We start from the raw sequence: 23777 nt of genomic DNA, 5'->3' as shown, positions 1-23777 counted from the left end.
ACCGCCAAGGACCTGCCGCCAAACCGCCCCGTCGGGCGCCTGCGACGCTGGGCGAGCGCCGCGCGCGCCAGGCTGGCACGCGCCGAGAAACGCATCATCGAACGTTTCAGGGTCCCGCCCAACGGGGCCTGAAACCGGCCTCCCGGATCAACCCTCCCCGATTCCTGGCACCGCCGTAGACACCGCGCCTGGAACAGACACGAACAGCCATAAAAAAACCCGCGCCGAAAACGGCGCGGGTTTTTAAGGGCGGCTGGCCATTACTGCTTGGCCAGGCGCTGCCACGTATCGACAACGGTGTCGGGGTTGAGCGACATCGACAGGATGCCCTCGTCCTTGAGCCACTGCGCGAAGTCCGGGTGGTCGCTGGGGCCCTGGCCGCAGATACCCACGTACTTGTTGGCGGCCAGGCAAGCCTTGATCGCGCGGCGCAGCATGAACTTCACGGCCTCGTCGCGTTCGTCGAAGTCGGCGGCCAGGAGTTCCATGCCGGAATCGCGGTCCAGGCCCAGCGTCAACTGGGTCATGTCGTTCGAACCGATCGAGAAGCCGTCGAAGTACTGCAGGAACTCGTCGGCCAGGATGGCGTTGGACGGCACTTCGCACATCATGATCAGCTTCAGGCCGTTTTCGCCGCGCGCCAGGCCGTGCTTGGCCAGCAGGTTCACGACCTTCTCGGCCTGACCCAGCGTACGCACGAACGGCACCATGATCTCGACGTTGGTCAGGCCCATGTCATCGCGCACCTTCTTGAGGGCTTCGCATTCCATGCGGAAGCACTCGGCGAAGTCTTCGGCGATGTAGCGCGACGCGCCCCGGAAGCCCAGCATGGGGTTCTCTTCCTCGGGCTCGTAGCGCGAACCGCCGACCAGCTTGCGGTACTCGTTGGACTTGAAGTCCGACATGCGCACGATGACCGGCTTCGGATAGAACGCCGCCGCGATGGTGGCCACGCCTTCGGCCATCTTCTCGACGAAGAACGCGCGCGGGCTGGCATGGCCGCGGGCCGCCGACTCCACGGCCTTCTTCAGCTCGCCATCGACGTTCGGGTAGTCCAGCACCGCCTTCGGGTGGATGCCGATGTTGTTGTTGATGATGAATTCCAGGCGAGCCAGGCCCACACCGCCGTTGGGGATCTGGGCAAAGTCGAACGCCAGCTGGGGGTTGCCCACGTTCATCATGATCTTCAGATCGATGGCGGGCATGTCGCCGCGGCGCACTTCCTCGACTTCGGTCTCGATCAGGCCGTCATAGATGCGGCCTTCGTCGCCTTCGGCGCACGACACGGTCACGGCCTGGCCTTCCTTGAGCAGGTCGGTGGCGTTGCCGCAACCCACCACGGCCGGAATGCCGAGTTCACGCGCGATGATGGCCGCGTGGCAGGTACGGCCGCCGCGGTTGGTCACGATCGCCGAAGCGCGCTTCATGACGGGTTCCCAGTTGGGGTCGGTCATGTCGGTGACCAGCACGTCGCCGGGCTGCACCTTGTCCATGTCGGAGATGTCGCCGACCACGCGCACCGGACCCGCGCCGATCTTCTGGCCGATCGCGCGGCCGGTGATCAGGACCTGGCCGGTGGCCTTCAGGCGGTAGCGCTGCTGCACGTCATTGACGCCCTGCTGCGACTTCACCGTTTCCGGGCGCGCCTGCAGGATGTAGATCTTGCCGTCGACGCCGTCGCGGCCCCACTCGATGTCCATCGGGCGGCCGTAGTGCTTTTCGATGATGACGGCGTAGCGGGCCAGTTCATTGACCTCGTCGTCGGTCAGCGAATAGCGGTTGCGCTCGGACACGGGCACGTCCACCGTGCGCACGGCACGGCCTTCCGGACGCTCGGGGTCGAATTCCATCTTGATGAGCTTCGAACCGATGCGGCGGCCGACGATGGGGAAGTGGCCTTGGGCCAGCGTGGGCTTGAAGACGTAGAACTCGTCGGGGTTGACGGCACCCTGCACCACGGTTTCGCCCAGGCCGTACGACGAGGTGATGAACACCACGTCCTGGAAGCCCGATTCGGTGTCGATGGTGAACATCACGCCGGCGCTGCCCTTGTCGGAACGCACCATGCGCTGGATGCCGGCCGACAGGGCCACATCGGCGTGGGCGTAGCCCTTGTGCACGCGATAGGAAATGGCGCGGTCGTTGTACAGCGAGGCGAACACGTGGCGGATCTTGTCCAGCACGTCGTCGATGCCGACCACGTTCAGGAAGGTTTCCTGCTGGCCGGCGAACGAGGCGTCGGGCAAGTCTTCGGCGGTGGCGGACGAGCGCACGGCGAACGAGCCCTTGCCGTCAGCGTCGAGCTTGGCGAAGGCTTCGCGGATCTGTGCTTCGAATTCGGACGAGAACGGCGCGTCGACGATCCATTGGCGGATTTCGCCACCGGCGTTGGCCAGTTCGCGGACATCTTCGGGGTTCAGCGTGGTCAGGCGTTCGGCGATGCGCTTATCCAGGCCCGAGGCCTTGAGGAAGTCGCGGAAAGCATCAGCGGTCGTGGCAAAGCCGCCCGGTACGCGGACACCCGCGCCAGACAGCTGGCTGATCATTTCGCCTAGTGATGCGTTCTTGCCTCCTACCGAGTCCACGTCCGTCATGCGGAGCTGCTCGAACAAAACAACATACGACATTGAAGTCACCTTTTACAATGGAATGAAAGCGAGTTTGGTCAATGCAGATTCGGCGCCCGGCAACTGCCCGGAAATTGCCGATCCGACTGCGCTGACCAAACTGGCCTTGGACCGCCCTTGGGGTGACTTATAGGGGCCTGATTGTACTCGTACGAGCACAATCGGCCATCTGCCTGGTTGGAATTTTTTACACATGACATCTACCCCGATCGTACGCACGGTATACATCGTTTCCGACAGCACCGGCATCACTGCGGAAACCTTCAGCCAGTCAGTGCTTTCCCAGTTCGAGGAAGTCAATTTCAAGCCCGTGCGGCTGCCGTTTGTCGACACGCTGGAAAAAGCCGCGGAAGTCGCCGGGCGCATCGACCGCAGCGCCCTGGAAGCCGGGGTGCCGCCCATCGTGTTCAGCACCCTGGTCAACCCCGACATTCTGGCCCGTGTTCGCCAGGCGAACGGAATTTTCCTGGACCTGTTCGGCACCTTCGTCAGCCACATCGAGCAGGCGCTGGGGCTCAAATCCAGCCATTCCATCGGCCGCTCGCACATGCAGGCCAATTCTGAAAAGTACCGCAACCGCATCGACGCCATCAACTTCAGCCTGGCACACGACGATGGCCAGTTCGTGAACCAGCTGGACCAGGCCGACGTCATCCTGGTGGGCGTCTCGCGCTGCGGCAAGACCCCCACCAGCCTGTACCTGGCCATGCAATACGCGATCAAGGCGGCCAATTTCCCGCTGACGCCCGACGACTTCGAGCGCGGCACCCTGCCCTCGACCATCGCCCCGCATCGCGCCAAGCTGTTCGGCCTGTCGATCCAGCCCGAACGCCTGTCCGAGGTGCGCAACGAGCGCCGCCCCAATAGCCGCTACGCGCAACTCGAGCAATGCCGCTACGAAGTCGCCGAAGCCGAACGCATGATGCGTCGCGAAGGCATCTCGTGGCTGTCCACCACCACCAAGTCGATCGAAGAGATCTCGACCACGGTGCTGCAGGAAGTCGGCCTGGACCGCGGCTGAAAACGATCAGGGCGCGCCAATGGCGCGCCCGGATCCTCTACTGGCCGCCCCGCAGGCGGCTGGGCCAGGCAGGGCCCCAGGGGCTTTCGACTTACGCGCTCACGCCTCGTTCAAGGCCGCAGCTTGACGCGGTCGCGCGACCCCGCCCCCCAGTACTTCAAGGGCGCCATTTCCTGCTGCGCCAGCGTCTCGGAATCCTCCAGCCGCATGACCTGGGTGCCCACGCTGGACGAATTGCCGCCCACGCCCTCGATGCTCAGGCGCACATAGCGCGTCTGGCCCGGCGCCAGGTCAAAGGTCAGGAAGTCGTTCTCGCGCATGGTGTCGACCCGGTACGTGCCGGCCGGTCGATTGATGTAGAAGAAGCTGCCCGGCTTGGACCGCCCGACCTTCTGGCCATTGAGCCGCAGATAGGGCTGGCTGGACAGCACGCTGCCCGGCGCGGGGGGCTGGTAGAAATAGATCCGGCCGGTATCCGGCACCATCACGGGTATGTTCCCGGCCACGTCCCGATACCGGGCGCCCCCGCAGCCCGCCAACACGCCTGCCGCAATGGCTACGGCGGCCAACATTCTGATCCCGCGTTTCATATTTTTCCTTGTTGTGTGTGATTACAGGCCTGGCACCTGTTCCGGCGATGCCGCGCCCCAGTAGCGCAGCCGCCGCATTTCGGCCTCGGCGATGTCAGGCGGATCGACCAGCGTCAGGGCCGCCCTCAAGGTCGTCGTCTTGACACTGGGTGATGGCGCTTCGGAGCGCACATAACGGGTCTGACCCGCTTCCAGCTTGAAGCTCACGCCATCACCGGTCCAGTACAAGTTGGTGACCACGTAATTGCCGGGCGGACGATCGACGAAAAAGAAGCCACCCGGCTTGTTGCGACCTACCACCACATCATTGACGCGCAGCTTTTGCTGGCGCGTGGAGATCAAGTCCGGATGGAGCTGGTAGAAATAGATGCGGCCCTGCCCTTGCGGGATAGGCGGGATCTTCGCGCTGGCGTCCTCATACCGGGTCCCGGCACACCCCGACAACGTCAACACCCCTGCCGCCAAGACAACCGACAGCGCTATTCTGCGATTCATGCTGTTTCCTTATCGCGGCACTACAGGCCAGGCACCTGCTCGGACGAGGCCGCGCCCCAGTAGCGCAGTCGGCGCATTTCTGTCTCGGCCAGTTCGGGCGGATCGACCAGATCCATCATCAGCTTGCCCGATGCACTGGTGCTGCCCAGCGATTCGGCACGGATGCGCACGTAACGGGTCTGGCCGGCATCGAGCATGAAACTCACGCCATCGCCGGTCCAGTACAAGTTGGTGACCGTATAGCGGCCGGCAGGCCGGTCGACGAAAAAGAAGCTGCCCGGCTTGTTGCGGCCCACCACGTCGTCGTTGACACGCAATTTCTGCTGCACCGACGACATCATCTCCGGCTGGGGCTGATAGAAATAGATGCGGCCGTTGCCCTGAGCGATAGGCAGAATTCGTCCGCTCGAAGCCTGGTAGCGGCTGCCTGCACAACCCGCAAGCAGCGCCGTAGCAAGCACCACGATGACCGTCTTCAGCCACGTCATTGCCGCATCTCCACAGGCAGGTTCACGGGCCGTGACAGCGCCATGAATGAACTCTCGCCCGGCAGGTAGAACCCGACCAGCTTGCCCGAAGACGCCACCAGATAGGCTTCGTTCTGGCGCCGCGTGGTGATGGTGAACAACCCCCCTTGCGAACGATAGACATCGCCCTGCAATATCGCGCCGGTACGCTGCCATTGCGAACCGGAAGCCAGCGTCACGACCGTCTCGTTAGGCAACACGGCAACGACCGCACGCGACAGCTGGATCGAACCCACCGGTTCCGACGCCGCGACCGGCACCAGATTGACCCTCTCCGATTTCACGGACATGCAGCCGCCCAGCACAACCGCGCATAGGGTGGCCGCCAGCAGTGCGCCGCCCGCCCGGGCAGTCTGGCTTGCGCGCTTGTTTACGACCTGCGATGACGGCATGGACACCTCGGAATGACAAAAGGCTGAAGTATATAAGTGCGACAGTTTTTTACAAAAAACAATACCCTGCCGCCTGCCCGGCACGCGCCCCAGGCAGGCCCTTCAAGTCGATCAGTAACGCAGCTTTTCGCGGTCGCGCCAGCCCGCGCCCCAATAGCGCAAGCCCGCCATGTCCTGTTGCGCCTTGTCGGCATTGTCTTCCAGGCGCAGCACCTGGGTGCCCGACACGGCCTCGGTCCGCACATAGCGGGTCTGGCCGGCGTCCACGGGTAAGTCCAGAGCGGCCCTGCCCGCCTTCTTGTCGGTGGCGGTGGCGATCGTATGCATGCCTGCAGGGCGGTCGACGAAGAAAAAGCGGCCGGGCTTGGAGCGGCCGATCTTGCGGCCATCGACCAGAATCGCGGGTTCGGCGGCGCTACTGCTGCCATCCGCCTGAGCGGGCTGATAGACGTAAATGCGGCCGTTGCCGGCCTCGATGGTGGGGATTTGCGCGGCGATCTCGCCGTAGCGCGGCCCCGCGCAGCCTGCCAGCAACAACGCGGCCGCCGACGCGGCCAGGGTCAATCGGATCCAGCCCTTCATGCGTTTTCCTCCTCATAACGGGCGGCGCGCCGTCGATAGCGGCGTCACGTCCCGGGCAGGCGAAAGTATAAGCGGGGACAGGCCCCGGTAAAGCGGAGGGAGCGAAGAGAGGACTGAATCAGCCCGCGGCGGTGGCAAGCGCCTGGCGGCGCTGTTCGAACAGGCAGATGGCGGCGGCGGCGCCGACGTTCAGCGATTCCACGGCAGCCATGTCGTGCGGGATGCGCACCTTGAGCCGGGCGGCCGCCAGCAACGACGCCGCCACGCCCTGCCCTTCATGCCCAAATACCCATGCGCAGCGCTCGGGCAGGCGCCCGGCGTACAGGTCCTGGGCGTCGTCCAGCGCGGTGGCGACCAGCGGCACGCCCAGGCGCGGGATCAGCGCCTGCAGGTCCACGTGCTCGTGGATCGCCAACGCAAAATGCGCGCCCTGGCCGCTGCGCAGCACCTTGGGCGACCACGCGGCCGCCGTGCCCGTGGCCAGGAACACGCGCTTGATGCCCGCAGCCGCGCTGGTGCGCAGCAGGGTCCCGACATTGCCGGGGTCCTGGATGCGGTCGAACAGCACGCAGTTCTCGTCGAGCGCGTCCGGCAACGCCGGACTGGGCGGCGTGACCAGGAAAGCCACGCCCTGCCCGCTTTCGACGCTGGCCAGCGACTGCATCAGGCGCGCGTCCAGCGCCAGGCAGCGCGCGTCCGGCACCGAAGCGGCCAGCGCCGCGATGTCCGGCTGCGACAGGCGCTCGATGTCGAAGATGGCCTGGTCCGGCGCGCCGTGGTGCTGCAACCAGGCCTGGCACAGGTGCACGCCATCGAGCAGCACGGGCGCGCCGCGCTTGCCGGCCGTGCCGGCCAGCTTGACCAGCGCCTTGACCGCGGGATTATCGCGGGAACTGATGTGTTTCATGGCGTCGCGCCAAAGGCCTTGATGGGCGCAAAGCTGCGGCGGTGCTCGGCGCAGGGGCCGTGTTCGCGCAGCATCTGCAGATGCAGTGCGGTGCCGTAGCCCTTGTGCTGGTCGAACGCGTATTGGGGATACAGGGCGTGCAGGCGCAGCAGATCGGCGTCGCGCGCGGTCTTGGCCAGGATGGAAGCTGCCGAAATGGCCGGCACCAGGGCGTCGCCCTTGATCACGGTCTGTACCGTGCAGCCCAGCTTGGGCGCCTGGTTGCCATCCACCAGCGCCAGCTGAGGCATGGTGGCCAGGCCTTGCACGGCGCGCTGCATCGCCAGCAGCGTGGCCCGCAGGATGTTCAGGCTGTCGATCTCGGCCACGCTGGCGCTGGCCACGCACCAGGCCAGGGCATGCGCCTGGATTTCCAGCGCCAGGGCTTCGCGCGTGGCGGCCTTGAGCACCTTGGAATCGGCCAGGCCGTCGATGGGACGCGCCGGATTCAGGATGACGGCGGCGGCATACACCGCACCCGCCAACGGACCGCGGCCCGCCTCGTCGACGCCAGCCGTCACCAGCGCCGGCTGGGCCGGCATGGCGAACAGGTCAGGCTGCTCCACCGGCCACCTCCAGGATCGCCTGGGCGGCGAGCGCTGGCGTATCGCGCAGCAACTCTTGGTGCAAGGCGGTAAAGCGCGCCTCGATACGCGCGGTGTAGGCCTCGTCGGTCAGGGCCGTCCAGGTGGCCTCGGCCAGCTTCTCGGGCGTGGCGTCGTCCTGCAGCAGTTCGGGTACGGCAAAGTCGCGCAGCAGCACGTTGGGCAGGCCCACCCAGGGCAGATAGGGCCGCTCTTGCCCGGATTTCCAGGCCATGATGCGGCGCATCCAGGGCGACAGCACGTACGAGATCACCATGGGGCGCTTGTACAGCGCCGTTTCGAGCGTGGCGGTGCCGCTGGCGACCAGCACCGCGGTGCTGGCTTCCATGACGGACCAGGCCACCGGCGCCTGGCGTTCGCCGCCCTCGCCATGCAGGTCATTCGCGGTGATGCAGCGCAGGCCCGGCACCGGATATTGCGCCAGGATCGCCTGGAACTCGGCGCGGCGCTGGTCATTGACCATGGGCACCACGCATTGCAGCGCCGGATCACGCTTTTGCAGCAATTGCGCCGCTTGCAGAAAGCGCGGCGCCAACAGGCGAATCTCGGATGAACGACTGCCCGGCAGAATCGCCAGCACGCGGGCGTTCGGGTCGATGCCCAGCCGCGCGCGCGCCGCGGCGCGGTCGGGTTGCATGGGCACCGCGCCGGCCAACGGATGGCCGACGTAGGTCACCGGAATGCCTTCCTTGCGGTAGATCTCTTCCTCGAACGGAAACAGCACCAGCATGTGCGAGACCGATTCGCGGATCTTGTGGATGCGGTCGTAGCGCCACGCCCAGATGGACGGGCCGACGAAATGCACCGTCGGCGTGCCGGCCTGGCGCAGCTTGTGCTCCAGGCGCAGGTTGAAATCCGGCGCGTCGATGCCGACGAATACCGACGGCGGCTCGGCCAGCCAGCGCTCACGAACGTCGCGATAGGTACGCAGCAGGCTGGGCAGACGCTTGAGCGCGTCCACATAGCCGAACACCGTCAGCGCATGCATGGGGTGCCAGGCATCGAAATCGCGGGCCTGCATCTGCGGGCCGCCGATGCCCTGGCAGAGCACGCGAGGGTCGCGTTCCTGCAGACCGGCAATGATGCGCCCGGCCAGCAGGTCGCCCGAGGGCTCGCCGGCCACCATGCCGATCCGCATGTTCATGGACGGATGATGCCGCGGGAAGCGACGTCCAGGAAGTCCAGCAACGTCTGCAGATGCTCGGCGACTTCGGGTTCGGCTTGCTGGCGGGCACGCAGCTCGGCGCGCGCCTCGTCCAGCGGCAAACCGCGGCGATAGATGATCTTGTACGCATCACGCAATGCCGACACTTGCGCCGGCGTGAAGCCGCGGCGTTTCAGGCCTTCGACGTTGACGCCCACCGGCCGGCACGGATTGCCCGCAGCCAGCACGAATGGCGGCGTGTCCTGCATCAGCGAACTGTTGCCGCCCGTCATGCTGTGCGCGCCGATGCGCGCAAACTGGTGCACGCCGGTCAGGCCGCCCACGATGGCCCAGTCGCCCACGTGGACGTGTCCGCCCAACTGCACGGAATTGGCCAGGATGGTGTGGCTGCCCACGTGGCAATCGTGCGCGACGTGCACGTAGGCCATGATCCAGTTGTCGTCGCCCAGCGTCGTGGCGCCGCCATCCTGCACCGTACCGGTATTGAGCGTGACGAACTCGCGCACCGTGTTGCGGTCGCCGATGACCAGGCGGGTCGGCTCGCCGTTGTACTTCTTGTCCTGCGGCATGCCGCCAATCGAGCAGTACCGGTAGAACCGGTTGTCACGCCCGATGGTGGTCACGCCATCGACCATGCAATACGGGCCAAGCTCGGTGCCGGCGCCGATCGTCACGTTGGGGCCCACGACGCAAAAAGCGCCGATGACCACGCTGGGGTCGATTTTCGCCGCCGGATCGACGACGGCGGTAGGATGGATGTTTCCTGCCATTTACTCTTCCAGAGTACGGATCGCGCACATGAGCTTGGCCGAGGCCACTTCCTGCCCGTCCACCGTCGCGCGTGCCTGGTATTTACAGATGCTGCGGCTCAGGCGCTCGGCTTCGACTTCGATGCGCAGTTGGTCGCCCGGCACCACGGGGCGGCGGAAACGCGCGCCGTCGATGCCGACCAGGTAATACGCCGTCTTGGCACCTTCGCACTTCAGGCCGCCGTTTTCGTCCGTGAACGAGAACAGCGCCGAGGCTTGAGCCATGGCTTCGACGATGAGCACGCCCGGCATCACCGGGTGGTGAGGAAAGTGACCATTGAAAAACGGTTCGTTGATCGAGACGTTCTTGATGGCGACGATGGATTTTCCGGGCACCATTTCGACGACGCGATCAATCAGCAGCATCGGGTAACGATGCGGCAGCCTCTCCATGATCCCCTTGATGTCGAGTTCCATTTTTCTGTGAATTCCTGCGAGTGAGATAAATCTTGCGGCGCCGGACGCGCCAGGGCGGCTTTGACAGCGAGCGCCCTAGTCTTTTTCCAGCGTCCGCACACGGCGGCGCAATTGCGCCAACTGTTGTATCACGGCGGCGTTGCGCTGCCATTCGCCATGTTCCGCATACGGGTACACCCCGGTATAACGGCCAGGCTTCGAAATATTGGACGTCACCGCGGTGCCGCCCGAAATATGCACGTCGTCGCCCAGCGTCAGGTGGCCGGACAGCATCGAGGCGCCACCGATGGTGCAGCGTTCGCCGATGGTCGTGGACCCGGCCACCCCCACGCAGGCCGCAATGGCCGTATGGGCGCCGATGCGCACGTTATGGGCCACCATGATCTGGTTGTCCAGCTTGACGCCATCGGCAACAACCGTGTCTTCGAGGGCGCCACGGTCGACCGTGGTATTGGCCCCGATTTCGACATCGTCACCGACCGATACGCCGCCCAACTGGGGAATCTTGCCCCAGGCGCCCTTGCCCAACGAGGGGTCCGGTGCGAAACCAAAGCCATCGGCGCCCAGTACGGCGCCACTGTGGATGATGGCACGAGCGCCGACCTTCACGCCTTCGTACAGCGTGACGTGGGCGTGCAGCCGGCTGTCGGGCCCGATGGACGAACCCACGCCGATGACACACCCTGCGCCCAGCACCGAACCACGCCCGATACGGGCGCCCGACTCGATGACACAATGGGGACCGATGCACACGTCCGCTTCGATGGTGGCGTCAGCCGCCACCACGGCGGAAGGATGCGTGGCGGCCGGCAGGGCCGGACGCCGGGCGGCATCGAACCATTGCGCGACCCGCGCATACAGCAGATAAGGATGCTTGCAGACGACCAGTGCGAACGACGGCCGGACTTCGCCCGCCTCGAGCGCCTCGGCCACCTCGGCCGAGACAATGACCGCCCCGGCTTGCGTGGTGGCCAACTGGCTCTGGTACTTGGGGTTGGCCAGGAAAGTGATTTCCTGGCTGCCCGCCGACGCCAGGGTGCCGATGCCGCAGACCCGCAAGGGGTCTGCGCCGGCAGGCGCGCTGATGCGCCAGTCCATGCCCTGGGTATTGGCGGCGCTCAGCAGCGATTCGAGCGTAGGCGCGCGGGCAAGATCCAGTAAAACCGGCATACGGCTAAGACTTACTTGCCCAGGCTCTGGATCACCTTGTCGGTGATGTCGATGCGCGGGTTGACCGTCACGGCGTCCTGGATGATCAGGTCGTAGTTTTCTTGTTCGGCGATGCGCTTGATGGCCTCGTTGGCCTTCGTGACGATGCCGGAAAACTCTTCGTTGCGACGACGGTTGAAGTCTTCCTGGAATTCGCGGCGCTTGCGCTGCAGGTCGGTATCCAGGTTGGACAGTTCACGCTGGCGCTTGACGCGATCGGACTCGGACAGGACAGGCGCGTCCTTGTCGAACTTCTCGGCTTGCGTACGCAGGCTGGTGTTCAGGCGCTGCAGCTCGTCGTCGCGCTTCTTGAATTCGGCTTCGATCTTGCTTTGCGCCGTCTTGGCCGGACCCGATTCACGCAGGATCCGCTCGGTATTGACGAAGCCGATCTTGGTGGTTTGAGCCTGAGCGGGCACCGCCGCAACGGAACCGAGAATGAGCGCACCCACCAGGGCAATGGAGCCGCCCAGCTTGCCACGACGTTTTGCGCGCGGCGAATTCGATGATTTAAGTGCGAAATCAGACATCATGAAAATCTCACCTTCCAGTAAGGCAAAGCCAAAGTGTGTATTGTGCCACTAAACGGCAAGGGAGCCGGGCCGAGGCCCCTCTCCCTTGTTTTCAAGCGTAACGCGACGCTTAGAATCCGGTTCCGATCTGGAACTGGAAGGCCTGCTTGTCGTCGCCCGGCTTGGCATTGAGCGGACGGGCATAAGACAGTTGCAACGGACCCATCGGCGACTGCCACGACAGGCCGATACCTGCCGAGAAACGCCAGCCGCAAGGATCGTCGACCTCGCTGCCCGGCTTGCCGTTGGTGCAAGACAGGCCGCTGCCCGCGCCGACCTGGCCCGCGTCGCTGAAGATGAACCAGCGCAGCGTGCGGTCCTTCGAGGCGCCCGGGAACGGCAGGTACAGCTGCGCGTTCGCCACGATGCGGCGCGAACCGCCCAGGTAGTCGCCCGTGATCGAGTCGCGCGGACCCAGCGACGATCCCTCGTAACCACGCACGGTACCGATACCGCCCGCGTACACGTCCTTGATGATCGGGTAGTCCTTGCCGCCATAGCTCTGGCCCCAATCGACCATGCCGTTCAGCGCCAGGGTGTACGAGCCGCCCAGCGGGATGAAGTACTGCTGCTGACCGGTCAGCATGTAGTACTTCAGGTCCACCGTCGACATATCGCTCTTCAGGCGGGTATACGAACCCTTGGTCGGCGCCAGGGCGCTGTCGCGGGTGTCGTTGGACCAGCCGGCAGTGAAGATGACCGAGTTGGTCGAGTCGCCGTATTGATTGACGAACTTCTGGTAGGCCAGCGGCGAATTCGAGAACAGATCGATCTGGTTGCGCTCGAGGTTGGCGCCCAGGAAGATCCGGTCATATTCAGAGATCGGCACACCGAAGTTCATGCCCAGGCCCATGGACTTCACGCGGTAGTCGCCGTCGTTGTTGTTCCAGGGCTCGGTCACGCGGTAGTACGCGGACGTGGTGCGGCTGATGCCGTCCTTGGTCCAGTACGGGTCGGTGTGCGACAGCACCACGGCGCGGTTGGACTTGCTGGTGTTCAGTTGCAGCGTCAGGTTGGTGCCGCTGCCGAAGACGTTGTCTTCGCTGATACCGGCCGACAGAATGGCCTTTTCGGACGAGCCGTAGCCCACGCCCAGGTTGATCATGCCGGTGGGCTTTTCCTTCACGTCGACGTTGACGTCGACCTGGTCGGGCGAACCCGGCACGGGATCGGTCTTGACGTTGACGTCGCTGAAGTAGCCCAGGCGGTCGACGCGATCGCGGGACGTCTTGATGTCCTTGGCGTCGTACCAGGCGGCTTCCTGCTGGCGCATTTCGCGGCGCACGACTTCGTCGCGCGTGCGGGTATTGCCGCCGATCTGGATGCGGCGCACGTACACACGGCGGCTCGGGTCGACGTAGAACGTCAGGTCGGCTTCGTGCTTGGCGCGGTCCAGCTGCGGGTTCGGGTTGACGTTGGCAAAGGCGTAGCCCAGTTCACCCAGGTAGTCGGTGATGGCCTTGGCCGAGTCGTTGGCCTTGGCGGCCGAGAACGTTTCGTCGGGCTTGACCTTGACCAGGGCGTTGATTTCCTTGTCCAGGCCGATCAGGTTGCCCGCCAGCTTGACGCTGCGAACCTTGTAGGGTTCGCCTTCGTGCACGGTGATCGTGATGCGGATGTCTTTGCGGTCCGGCGAAATCGTGACCTGCGGCGGCTCGACCGAGAATTCCAGGTAGCCGCGGTCGAGGTAGAACGAGCGCAGGCGCTCGAGATCGCCTTCGAGCTTTTCGCGGGAATACTTGTCGGTGTCGGTGTACCAGGTCAGCCAGCCGGGCGTGGTCAGCTTGAACTCGTCGAGCAGGTCGCTTTCGGAGAAGGCCTTGTTGCCGACGAAGCGGATTTCCTGGATGCGCGCGACCGAGCCTTCGAACACGTCGAAGCTCACGCCGACGCGATTGCGCGGCAGCGGCGTGACGGTGGAAGTCACTTCAACGCCGTACTTGCCCTTGGACAGGTACTGCTGCTTGAGTTCGTATTCGGCGCGTTCGAGCATCGAGCGGTCGAAAATACGGCCTTCGGCGAAACCCACCTGCCCCAGCGACTTGGTGATGGCCTTGGAGTCGAACTCGCGCATGCCGTTGAAATTCACGGAGGCGATCGTCGGACGTTCCTGCACCACCACGACCACGACATTATTGTCGGTCTGGATCTGCACGTCGGTGAAGAAACCCGTGCCATAAAGGCGACGGATGGCCTCGGTGGCTTCTTCTTCGGTGAATTTCTCGCCGACTTTAACGGGGAGATAACCGAAGACGGTGCCGGCGTCGGTTCGTTGAATACCCTCTACGCGGATATCCCGCACGACAAAAGGGTCGAAGGCGTGGGCCATGCCTGGAAGCAGCAATGCGGCGATCAGACTCGGCACTATGCCCGGCAGTACACCCTTTTTGTGATGAAACATCCGGCGAAAAGACATCCTTGAGTATCCTCGGTCGTGCAAATGGCGGGGGATTTTATGCTAATTGGCGTTCAAGTAAATAAACGCGTGAAATCATTAAACAGCGCAAGCCCCATCAGGCTTGCCAATAAACCAATGCCTGCGCGCTGTCCGATATCGATCCATCGTGCGGGCGGAGGACTGCCCCGCACAATTTCGACGAGATAGTACAGCAGATGGCCACCATCCAGCATAGGAATAGGCAGCAAATTTAGTACGCCCAGGCTGATACTGATCAACGCGATATAGGCGATGTACGCAACAATGCCGATGCGGGCGGTCTGGCCGGCGTAATCGGCGATGGTGACCGGGCCGCTGACATTGCGCCAGGAAACGTCGCCCGTGACCATGCGGCCCATCATGCGCAGCGAGAACAGCGCGGTGTCCCAGGTGCGGACCGCGCCGCGCCACAGACTGTCGAACACGCCGTAGCGCACCGTTACCATAGGCACGTCGCCGCCCAGCTGGACGCCCAGGCGGCCGATGACCTGGCCGTTGACGGTTTCGGCTCGCGGGGTGACGTTGACGGTGATGTTGGCGCCATCGCGCGCCAGGGTCAGGGCCAGGACCTTGCCTGCGCTTTCCTGGATCTGCTTGACCAGCGCGCCGGTATCCGGCGTGGGCTGGCCGTCGACGGCCAGGATCAGGTCGCCCTGGCGCAGGCCGGCGGCCTGCCCTTCGCCGCCGTCGTTGACGACGCGCACGGCGGGCTTGGGCTGGGCCAGCCGGATGCCGGCGGCGGCGAGCGGGTCGCCCCCCGCCGGATCCATGGCATTGGCCGGCAGGGTCAGTTCGCGTTGCTGCGAGCCGCCGTTGGCGGTGCCGACTTCGACCTGGGTGCGGCCACCCGTGGCCATCAGGTCCATCAGGCGCCAGCGGGCGTCGGACCACGACGCCACTTCCTGGCCGTCGATGGAAAGGATGCGGTCGCCGGCGGCGAGGCCCGCACGCGCAGCCGGCGTATCGGCGGCGGGTTGGGCGATGACGGCGACGGGCTCTTCGGTGCCCGCCATGTTCAGGCCGGCATACAGAAAAACCGCAAGGATGAGATTGAAGATGGGGCCGGCGGCGACGATGGCGATGCGCTTGCCGACGGACTTGTTGTTGAACGCGCCAGCCGCTTCGGACGGGCTGGCGCCGGTCGGGGCTTCGTCCTGCATCTTGACGTAGCCGCCGAGCGGCAAGGCCGACACGGCCCACTCGGTGCCGTGCTTGTCGACGCGGCGCAGGATGACCTTGCCGAATCCGACCGAGAATCGCAGCACCCTGACGCCGCAAAGCCGGGCCACCCAATAGTGTCCCAGTTCATGGAAGATGATCAGGGAGCCAAGCGCGACGGCAAAGGCCAGCAGGGTGAAAAGCATCGAGGTCGGAAAATCCAGGAATCAGGGATTGCTGTGCGGGGGGTGGCCGTATTACGCCAAGCCCAGGTTGCCCGCGTAGACGCGCGCCGCAGCGTCCAGCGCCAGCACATCGTCGAGACTGCTGAGCGTAACAGATGATTGCCCCCCCTGCCACTCCAGGGTCGCCTCGATAACCCGAGGAATCCAGGTATAGGCCAGGCGGCCGGTCAGAAAGGCATCCACGGCCACCTCGTTGGCGGCGTTCAGGGCGATGCAGGCCCCCTGCCCCGCACGCAACGCGGCGAACGACAGCGCCAGGCAAGGGAAACGCGCCAGATCGGGTTTTTCGAAGTCCAGCCGGCCCAGGCGGGTGAGATCCAGGGGACCGACCCCGCTATCGAGCCGCTCGGGAAAGCCCAGGCCATAGGCAATGGGCGTACGCATGTCGGGCTGGCCCAATTGCGCCAGGATCGAACCGTCGGTGTACTCCACCATGGAGTGCACCACGCTCTGCGGGTGCACCACGACTTCGATACGGTCGGCGGGCATGGCGAACAGCCAGTGCGCCTCGATGACCTCGAGGCCCTTGTTCAGCATCGTGGCCGAATCGACCGAAATCTTGCGGCCCATGCTCCAGTTGGGATGCGCGCACGCTTGCGCCGGCGTGACGTCGTGCAGGTCTTCAAGGTCGCGCCCGCGGAACGGACCACCGGACGCCGTCAGCAGCAAGCGTCGCACGCCGGGGGCCGGCGCATCCGGCGCCCCTGCCCGGCCGGCATGCGGCATGCATTGGAATATCGCATTGTGTTCGCTGTCGATAGGCAGCAATTCGGCGCCGTTGTCGCGTATAGCCTGCATGAACAGCGAGCCCGCAGCCACCAGGGCTTCTTTATTGGCCAACAGCACCCGCTTGCCCGATCGGGCGGCGGCCAGGGCGGCGGGCAGGCCCGCAGCGCCCACGATGGCGGCCATGACGGAATCGCATTGCGTATCTGCTGCCGTATCGGCCAGGGCTTGCGCCCCCACGCGGATCTCGGGCATGGCCTGCCCGGCAGGCCAAGCGGCGACAAACTGCTTGCGGGCCTGGTCGTGCGGCACCACCACGACCGCGGCGCGGCTGGCCAGGGCCTGTTCGGCGAGCCGCTCCATGCGGCTGTAGGCGGACAAGGCATAGACCGCCAGGCGATCCGGGTGGCGGGCAATCACATCCAGCGTGCTTTCGCCGATCGAGCCGGTCGACCCCAGCACGACGACGCGTTGAAAAGCCGTCAAAACAAGACTCCAGACAAAAGTAGCGCGAACGGCGCAACAGGCAGGATAGCGTCGATGCGATCATAGACCCCGCCGTGACCGGGCAACAGCGTGCTGGAATCCTTGCGGCCCGCGCGGCGCTTGAGCAGCGACTCGAACAGGTCTCCGACGATGGACAGCACGCCCAGCAGCGCCGCAATGGGCAAGGCCAGCCAGAACGTCCAGCGCACCACCAGGGCATGGCCGAAGGTGCCATCCCACAGGCTGGACAAGCCGATCCAGACAACGGCACCCAACACCCCGGCAACAGCGCCGGCAATGGTCTTGCCCGGACTGACGCGCGGAGCCAGTTTACGCTTGCCGAACGCACGGCCCGCAAAATAGGCGGCGATGTCGGCGACCCACACCAGGGCCAGCAGCGACACCACGAAAACGGCCCCATGCGCCATGAACAGCTGTGCGAGCACCGCCCAGGCGACAAACGCGGCCGGCACTGAAAACACGGACCAGCCCAGACTGGCGGGCGGCGCGTCGGCACGCCCGCGGACCACGGCCACCACGGCGCCGACAAGCCAAACCAGCGCGACGGCGGGGGTCAGATAGCGCAAGATCCAGTCGGGGCTGGCCAGACCAGCAGGGTTGCCGCCCAGCCAGGCGGATGCCAGGGCCAGCATGGCCACGAACAGCAACACGGGAACGCCAACGGCGACCAGGGGTGAAGGCGGTTGCGGCAGCGTCAGGCGCAGCCACTCCCAGTTGGCGCAGGCGGCGGCCAGCGCCAGCAGGGCCACGAACCACCAGGGATTTGCACTGGCCATCGCGGCTGCCAGGACGGCGAGCAGGATGACGGCGGTAACGATACGCTGGCCCAACATATGACGGTCTCCTCGAGGTCGACTCAGGACTGCCGCTTGCAGGTCGCCGCAAGCGGACACAGCCGCATTATTTTGTGCCGCCCTCGGCGAGCTGGGCGCTGGTGCGGCCGAAACGGCGTTCGCGCGTCTTGTACCACTCGAAGGCCTCACGCAATTCATCGGCGCCGAAGTCCGGCCAGTAGCGGTCGGTGAAGTAGAACTCCGCGTACGCCATCTGCCAGATCAGGAAATTCGAGATGCGCTGTTCGCCACCGGTGCGGATGAACAGGTCGGGCTCGGGGGCCCAAGCCATGGAAAGGTGCCGTGCCAGGCGCTCTTCGTCGACCAGTTGCGGCTGCGTCGCCAGGCCTGGCTCGGCAGCCAGCATGGCGCGGGTGGCCTGCAGGATGTCCCAGCGGCCACCGTAGTTGGCCGCCACCGTCAGGTGCAGGCGGTCGTTGTGGGCCGTGCGGGCCTGGGCGGCGAAGATCAGCTCCTGCAGCCGGGGCTCGAAGGCGGACAGGTCGCCGATGACGTGCAGGCGCACGCCCTGCTCTTCCAGCTTGCCAATTTCGCGTTCCAGCGCCTGCACGAACAGCCGCATCAGCAGGGACACTTCTTCGGCGGGACGGCGCCAGTTCTCGGAGCTGAAAGCGAACAGGGTCAGGTAGCGCACGCCGGCGCGGCCGCAGGCCTCGACCACGCGCCGCACTGCCTGCACCCCCTTGGCATGTCCCGCGGTACGCGGCAGCAACCGCCGCGTCGCCCATCTGCCGTTGCCGTCCATGATGATGGCCACGTGCTCAGGAATGTCGCGGATGTCGGGAACCGCCTGGGTAGAACTGGTTGCCATGGATCTGGGGGTGGGAATACGGGGGGAAAAACCCGCGCCGTCCAGCCACCGCGCTCGAGCGAGCGCTGCGAGGCGATGGATGGGACGGCGCGAAGGCAAGAATCCTGGCGTCGCGGCGGACCATCAGGCCCACCGCGGCGATGCCAAGGATTATACGGTCATGATTTCCGCTTCTTTCTGGACGACCATCTTGTCGATCTCGACCACGTTGCGGTCGGTCAGCTTCTGGATGTCGTCCTGGGCGCGACGCTCGTCGTCCTCGGAGATTTCCTTGTCCTTGACCAGCTTCTTGAGCGAATCGTTGGCTTCGCGGCGCAGGTTGCGCACGGCGATCTTGGCGTCTTCGCCTTCGCTGCGCACGACCTTGGTCAGGTCACGGCGGCGCTCTTCGGTCAGGGCGGGCATCGGCACGCGGATGTTGTCACCCATCGAGATGGGGTTCAGACCCAGGTCCGATTCACGGATGGCCTTTTCGATCGGGCCGGACATGTGCTTCTCGTAGGGCTGCACGCTCAGGGTGCGGGCATCGACGAGGTTGACGTTGGCGACCTGGCCAACCGGCACGGGCGAACCGTAATACTCGACCTGCACGTGATCCAGGATGCCGGTGTGGGCGCGACCCGTGCGGATCTTGCCCAGGTTGGCCTTGAGCGTGTCAAGCGACTTGGCCATCCTGGCTTCGGCGGATTTGCGGATTTCTGCGGCGCTCATGGATTTTCCTTTTCTTTAAACGTGTACCAACGTGCCTTCGTCTTCGCCGCTGACGACGCGCTTGAGCGCGCCCGACTTATTGATCGAAAACACCTTGATCGGCAGCTTCTGGTCGCGGCACAGCGCAAACGCGGTGGCGTCCATGATTTCCAGACGACGGACAATTGCCTCGTCGAAGCTGATACGCGCATAGCGCGTGGCGGAGGGATCCTTGTTGGGATCCGCGCTGTAGATGCCGTCGACCTTGGTGGCCTTCAGCACGATCTCTGCGCCGATCTCGGCGCCGCGCAAGGCGGCCGCGGTATCGGTCGTGAAGAACGGGTTGCCCGTGCCCGCGGCGAAGATGACGACCTTGCCTTCTTCGAGGTAACGCAGGGCCTTGGGACGGATGTAGGGTTCGACGACCTGGTCGATGTTCAGGGCCGACTGCACGCGGGTATCGATACCCTTGTGCTTGAGCGCGTCTTGCAGGGCAAGCGCGTTCATGATGGTGGCCATCATGCCCATGTAGTCGGCGGTTGCGCGGTCCATGCCCTGCGCACCCGGGGCGACGCCACGGAAGATGTTGCCCCCGCCGATGACGATGGCGAGTTCGACGCCGGTAGCGGCGACTTCGGCGATCTCATCGGTCATGCGGACGATGGTGGCGCGATTGATGCCGAATGCATCATCGCCCATCAGCGCCTCGCCGGAAAGTTTGAGAAGAACCCGTTTGTATGATCTGCTGCTCATAGGTGATATCCCGAAGAACAATCCGACGAAAGTTTAAGACAAGAAGGGGAAATCCCCCACGCCGCACCCGCCAGGCGGGTTGGCGGCCCCAGGGCCAAAGGCACCTTGGGGCCGCGCGGCGCTGAAAAAAGGCCGGTCTAGAATAATCTAGCCCCGGCCTCTAAGCACTACCCTGGGGTCAGGCGCGGCCGGCGGCGGCAGCGGCAACCTCAGCGGCGAAGTCGCTGGTCTTCTTCTCGATACCTTCGCCGACGACGAACAGCACGAACTTGCTGATCGACGCGCCCTTGGCCTTGAGCATCTGCTCGACCGTGTGCTTGTCGTCCTTGACGAACGGCTGCGACAGCAGGGTCACTTCCTTCAGGAACTTGGCAACCGAACCGTCGACCATCTTGGCGACGATGTCAGCCGGCTTGCCCGATTCGGCAGCCTTCTGCTCGGCGACCGAGCGCTCGGCAGCGATGTCGGCCGGGTTGACGCCGTCGGCGTTCAGGGCCTTCGGCTTGGTCGCGGCGATGTGCATCGCCAGGTCCTTGCCCACTTCTTCGGCGCCGGCGTATTCCACCAACACGCCGATCTTGCCGCCGTGCACGTAGCTGGCCAGCGCGTTCGGGGTCTCGATGCGCTCGAAGCGGCGGATCGAGATGTTTTCACCGATCTTGCCGATCAGGGTGGTGCGGGTCGATTCGATGGTGCCTTCGCCGTAGGGCAGCGCCGACAGCGCGGCCACGTCGGCCGGGTTCTGCGTGGCGACCAGTTCGGCCAGCTTGTTCACGAAGCCGACGAAGTCGTCGTTCTTGGCCACGAAGTCGGTTTCGCAGTTCACTTCGATGACGGCGCCCTTCTTGGCGTCGGCGGAAATGAACAGGCCGATCAGGCCCTCGGCGGTGACGCGGGCGGCAGCCTTGCTGGCCTTGTTGCCCAGCTTGACGCGCAGGATTTCCTCGGCACGAGCCAGGTCGCCTTCGGCTTCCGTCAAGGCCTTCTTGCACTCCATCATGGGCGCATCGGTCTTTTCGCGCAGTTCCTTGACCAGGGCGGCGGTAATTTCAGCCATGTTAGCTCCAAATTTTGCTAAGACATGCCCCGGCGGGCCGGGGCAATGGTGTGATTCGATGGGACGTCCGCGAGTTGCGGATCGGGAAGATGGGAGCCCACCTTCGCACAGCCGGCGAGGCGGGGGCGTACCGGTTTTACGGGCCGCCCCCAGACACTAACCGCCGGACATGACAGCAGGCTCAGGCCTGGCTGTCCTGCACTTCGACGAACTCTTCCTGACCTTCACCGATTTCTTCGACCAGACCGTTCAGGTTCTGTTCGCGGCCTTCCAGCACGGCGTCGGCGATACCCTTGGCGTACAGCGCGATGGCCTTGGCCGAGTCGTCGTTGCCGGGGATGACGTAGTCGATGCCGTCGGGCGAGTGGTTGGTGTCAACCACGGCGACGACGGGGATGCCCAGCGTCTTGGCTTCGGCGATGGCGATCTTGTGGTAGCCGACGTCGATGACGAACATGGCATCGGGCAGACCGTTCATGTCCTTGATGCCGCCGATCGACTTGTTCAGCTTTTCCAGTTCGCGCTGGAACAGCAGGCCTTCCTTCTTGATCATGCGCTCGGCGCCGCCTTCGGCGACCACGGCTTCCATGTCCTTCAGGCGCTTGACCGAGGTCTTGACCGTCTTGAAGTTGGTCAGCATGCCGCCGAGCCAGCGGGCGTCGACGAAGGGCATGCCGCAACGAGCGGCTTCGGAGGCGACCAGCTCACGCGCAGCGCGCTTGGTGCCGACGAACAGGATGCTGCCGCCGCGAGCAGCCAGCTGCTTCACGAACTTGGTGGCTTCCTGGTACTTATCAACCGTCTTTTCCAGGTTGATGATGTGAATCTTGTTGCGATGGCCGAAGATGTAAGGGGCCATCTTGGGGTTCCAGTAGCGGGTCTGGTGACCAAAGTGGACACCCGCTTCCAGCATTTCGCGCATCAAAGACATAACTTTCTCCAAGGGTTGATTTCTTGCGCCGCACCTGCATCAGCCTCTGGCTGACACCCTGGGTGGTGTTGCGCGCGATTTCCCGCACCTGCGGGATGGACATCATTTTAACCGGGCCGGCCGATCACTGCCGCAATACTACGGCGTGGCCAGTTGCGCCTTGCGACGCCGCCTGTTTCACGCCTTCTACTACGCTGCCGCGATAAACCCAGACGGCCGCCACGACGAAGAACCTTGCACCACATGCCTGCATTGCGCTTTCCGACCCGCCAGGAGATTCCTGGCAGTTTCTTCAAGGCGCGCCCGGACCTGTTTTGTTGGCAGCGAAATCCAGTTCCTCGCGCCCTGGCCTTTCAGCCTGGCCGCGCATCAGCCACCGGGGCATTTCTTCAAGAACCGCAGGCAAAAAGCCAACGTTTCCAAGAACTTAAGCCGGCACCCACACCGAACCTGCATCGCCGCTCGAAAACACGACCCGGGTTTGCGAACACGCCGTGCCCGACACCTGCCGGCTTTCGCATCCAGACAATTTCGCGCAGCCCCCGCTTCGCACCTGCCCCGCCCATCTCCAGGAACCTGGCGGCCTGACCGAATTCGTATCGCAACCTTCGCTTGCGGTAAAAATCCAGGCCTGCCACCGATCTCGCTGGCGACAGCAGATAGGTGAAAATCAAAGAAAGATCGAAATTTGTCCAGGCGCATCTTGCCCTGGCACTTGCCGGGCGGGCTCTTGCCGCTACCCAGATTGCTCCCCAAAATTTTAGGGAAGCCTATAATTCTACTATTCTTTCAAGTAGACATTCAAGCGAGATTCGCCAGTTACCACATGGGCACCATTACCAATCCGGCCGACCTGGCCAAGATGCGCGCCGCCTGCCAGGACGCCGCCAAAGTCCTCGACTTCATCACCCCCTACGTGAAGCCCGGCGTCACCACCGGTGAACTGGACCGCCTCTGCCTGGAATACCTGACCGACGAGCTGAAAGTGAAGTCGGCCACGGTGGGCTACGCGCCCCCCGGCTACCCGCCCTTCCCCGGCGCCATCTGTACCTCGGTCAATCACCAGGTGTGCCACGGCATCCCCGGCGACAAGGCCCTGAAAAACGGGGACGCTCTCAATATCGACGTCACCATCATCAAGGATGGCTGGTTCGGCGATACCAGCCGGATGTACGCGGTGGGCGAGCAGTCGATCCTGTCGCGCCGCCTGACCGACATCACCTTCGAATGCATGTGGAAAGGCATCCAGCAGGTGAAAAACGGGGCCACATTGGGCGACATCGGCCACGCGATCCAGAAGCATGCCGAGGCCAACGGCTTTTCGGTGGTGCGCGAATTCTGCGGTCATGGTATCGGCCAGCGCTTCCATGAAGATCCGCAGGTGCTGCACTACGGCAAGCCGGGTACGGGCGTGAAATTGGTGACGGGCATGCTGTTCACCATCGAACCGATGATCAACGCCGGCCGCCGCGAGATCCGCCAGTTGTCCGACGGCTGGACGGTCGTGACCCGGGACCACAGTCTGTCCGCCCAGTGGGAGCATGCTGTCTGCGTCACCGACACGGGCTACGAAGTGCTGACCCTGTCGCCCGGCATGCCCCAGCCGCCTGCCTTCATTACCGAGCCCATCGTCATTCCCGCCGTCTGACCG

24 protein-coding genes are annotated in these 23777 nt (G+C 64.4%); 2 read left to right on the top strand and 22 right to left on the bottom strand.

Annotated features, from left to right (window positions below; translation table 11 throughout):
- Positions 1-260: 260 nt before the first annotated feature.
- On the bottom strand, positions 261-2627 hold the full coding sequence (gene ppsA, locus AC3WMR_RS06550) for a phosphoenolpyruvate synthase (RefSeq protein WP_492263707.1): 2367 nt from the start codon (positions 2625-2627) through the stop codon (positions 261-263).
- Positions 2628-2820: 193 nt separating this feature from the next.
- Here ppsA and ppsR point away from each other — a divergent pair, with 193 nt between their 5' ends.
- Complete coding sequence (gene ppsR, locus AC3WMR_RS06545; protein ID WP_492263708.1) at positions 2821-3648, top strand: posphoenolpyruvate synthetase regulatory kinase/phosphorylase PpsR; 828 nt, start codon at positions 2821-2823, stop codon at positions 3646-3648.
- A 110-nt stretch (positions 3649-3758) separates the two neighbouring features.
- Here ppsR and AC3WMR_RS06540 read toward each other — a convergent pair whose 3' ends face one another.
- The 21 genes from AC3WMR_RS06540 to rpsB all read right to left on the bottom strand — a co-directional run bounded on the left by AC3WMR_RS06540 (position 3759) and on the right by rpsB (position 22126).
- Positions 3759-4220 (bottom strand): DUF2846 domain-containing protein, encoded by a 462-nt coding sequence (locus AC3WMR_RS06540; protein WP_492263709.1) that lies wholly within the window; start codon positions 4218-4220, stop codon positions 3759-3761.
- Between the two features lie 39 nt (positions 4221-4259).
- Positions 4260-4733 (bottom strand): DUF2846 domain-containing protein, encoded by a 474-nt coding sequence (locus AC3WMR_RS06535; protein ID WP_492263710.1) that lies wholly within the window; start codon positions 4731-4733, stop codon positions 4260-4262.
- A 20-nt stretch (positions 4734-4753) separates the two neighbouring features.
- Positions 4754-5221 (bottom strand): DUF2846 domain-containing protein, encoded by a 468-nt coding sequence (locus tag AC3WMR_RS06530; RefSeq protein ID WP_492263711.1) that lies wholly within the window; start codon positions 5219-5221, stop codon positions 4754-4756.
- Positions 5218-5652 carry a hypothetical protein gene (locus AC3WMR_RS06525; RefSeq protein WP_492263712.1) on the bottom strand — a complete coding sequence of 145 codons (435 nt, stop codon included), beginning with the start codon at positions 5650-5652 and terminating at the stop codon, positions 5218-5220. The genes AC3WMR_RS06530 and AC3WMR_RS06525 overlap by 4 nt, the downstream gene beginning before the upstream one ends.
- A 111-nt stretch (positions 5653-5763) precedes the next feature.
- Complete coding sequence (locus AC3WMR_RS06520; RefSeq protein ID WP_492263713.1) at positions 5764-6234, bottom strand: DUF2846 domain-containing protein; 471 nt, start codon at positions 6232-6234, stop codon at positions 5764-5766.
- 118 nt (positions 6235-6352) lie between these two features.
- Positions 6353-7141 carry a TrmH family RNA methyltransferase gene (locus tag AC3WMR_RS06515; RefSeq protein ID WP_492263714.1) on the bottom strand — a complete coding sequence of 263 codons (789 nt, stop codon included), beginning with the start codon at positions 7139-7141 and terminating at the stop codon, positions 6353-6355.
- Positions 7138-7746, bottom strand: coding sequence for a ribonuclease HII (gene rnhB, locus AC3WMR_RS06510; protein WP_175218860.1), 609 nt, complete (start codon positions 7744-7746; stop codon positions 7138-7140). Before rnhB ends, AC3WMR_RS06515 begins: the two co-directional genes overlap by 4 nt.
- Positions 7733-8929 carry a lipid-A-disaccharide synthase gene (gene lpxB, locus AC3WMR_RS06505; RefSeq protein ID WP_492263715.1) on the bottom strand — a complete coding sequence of 399 codons (1197 nt, stop codon included), beginning with the start codon at positions 8927-8929 and terminating at the stop codon, positions 7733-7735. The genes rnhB and lpxB overlap by 14 nt, the downstream gene beginning before the upstream one ends.
- Positions 8926-9720: an acyl-ACP--UDP-N-acetylglucosamine O-acyltransferase gene (gene lpxA / locus AC3WMR_RS06500; RefSeq protein WP_492263716.1), complete on the bottom strand. Its 795-nt coding sequence runs from the start codon at positions 9718-9720 to the stop codon at positions 8926-8928. The genes lpxB and lpxA overlap by 4 nt, the downstream gene beginning before the upstream one ends.
- Complete coding sequence (gene fabZ, locus AC3WMR_RS06495) at positions 9721-10176, bottom strand: 3-hydroxyacyl-ACP dehydratase FabZ (RefSeq protein WP_492263717.1); 456 nt, start codon at positions 10174-10176, stop codon at positions 9721-9723.
- Between the two features lie 75 nt (positions 10177-10251).
- On the bottom strand, positions 10252-11346 hold the full coding sequence (gene lpxD, locus AC3WMR_RS06490) for a UDP-3-O-(3-hydroxymyristoyl)glucosamine N-acyltransferase (RefSeq protein WP_492263718.1): 1095 nt from the start codon (positions 11344-11346) through the stop codon (positions 10252-10254).
- Between the two features lie 11 nt (positions 11347-11357).
- Entirely contained in the window at positions 11358-11918 is a 561-nt protein-coding gene (locus tag AC3WMR_RS06485) for an OmpH/Skp family outer membrane protein (RefSeq protein WP_492263719.1), read from the bottom strand.
- A gap of 109 nt (positions 11919-12027) precedes the next feature.
- Positions 12028-14373 (bottom strand): outer membrane protein assembly factor BamA, encoded by a 2346-nt coding sequence (gene bamA / locus AC3WMR_RS06480; RefSeq protein WP_025138837.1) that lies wholly within the window; start codon positions 14371-14373, stop codon positions 12028-12030.
- A 53-nt stretch (positions 14374-14426) separates the two neighbouring features.
- Positions 14427-15758 (bottom strand): RIP metalloprotease RseP, encoded by a 1332-nt coding sequence (gene rseP, locus AC3WMR_RS06475; protein ID WP_492263720.1) that lies wholly within the window; start codon positions 15756-15758, stop codon positions 14427-14429.
- Between the two features lie 51 nt (positions 15759-15809).
- Complete coding sequence (locus tag AC3WMR_RS06470; RefSeq protein ID WP_492263721.1) at positions 15810-17009, bottom strand: 1-deoxy-D-xylulose-5-phosphate reductoisomerase; 1200 nt, start codon at positions 17007-17009, stop codon at positions 15810-15812.
- Positions 17006-17863 carry a phosphatidate cytidylyltransferase gene (locus AC3WMR_RS06465; RefSeq protein WP_492263722.1) on the bottom strand — a complete coding sequence of 286 codons (858 nt, stop codon included), beginning with the start codon at positions 17861-17863 and terminating at the stop codon, positions 17006-17008. Before AC3WMR_RS06465 ends, AC3WMR_RS06470 begins: the two co-directional genes overlap by 4 nt.
- 67 nt (positions 17864-17930) lie before the next feature.
- Entirely contained in the window at positions 17931-18695 is a 765-nt protein-coding gene (gene uppS, locus AC3WMR_RS06460) for a polyprenyl diphosphate synthase (RefSeq protein ID WP_492263723.1), read from the bottom strand.
- A 150-nt stretch (positions 18696-18845) separates the two neighbouring features.
- Complete coding sequence (frr, locus tag AC3WMR_RS06455; RefSeq protein WP_025138842.1) at positions 18846-19406, bottom strand: ribosome recycling factor; 561 nt, start codon at positions 19404-19406, stop codon at positions 18846-18848.
- 15 nt (positions 19407-19421) lie between these two features.
- A complete protein-coding gene (pyrH, locus tag AC3WMR_RS06450; RefSeq protein ID WP_025138843.1) occupies positions 19422-20138 on the bottom strand; it encodes a UMP kinase in 717 nt (238 codons plus the stop codon).
- A 178-nt stretch (positions 20139-20316) separates the two neighbouring features.
- Positions 20317-21195, bottom strand: coding sequence for a translation elongation factor Ts (gene tsf / locus AC3WMR_RS06445; protein WP_025138844.1), 879 nt, complete (start codon positions 21193-21195; stop codon positions 20317-20319).
- 181 nt (positions 21196-21376) lie between these two features.
- Positions 21377-22126, bottom strand: coding sequence for a 30S ribosomal protein S2 (gene rpsB / locus AC3WMR_RS06440; protein ID WP_492263724.1), 750 nt, complete (start codon positions 22124-22126; stop codon positions 21377-21379).
- Between the two features lie 826 nt (positions 22127-22952).
- Between rpsB and map the strand changes: the two genes are divergently transcribed.
- Positions 22953-23774, top strand: coding sequence for a type I methionyl aminopeptidase (map, locus tag AC3WMR_RS06435; protein WP_492263725.1), 822 nt, complete (start codon positions 22953-22955; stop codon positions 23772-23774).
- The last annotated feature ends 3 nt before the right edge of the window (positions 23775-23777 follow it).

Source organism: Achromobacter sp. FW305-C-28, from assembly GCF_058783235.1.
Note: the sequence above shows the minus strand (reverse complement) of the source record. Positions and strands in the feature narration are given on the sequence as shown.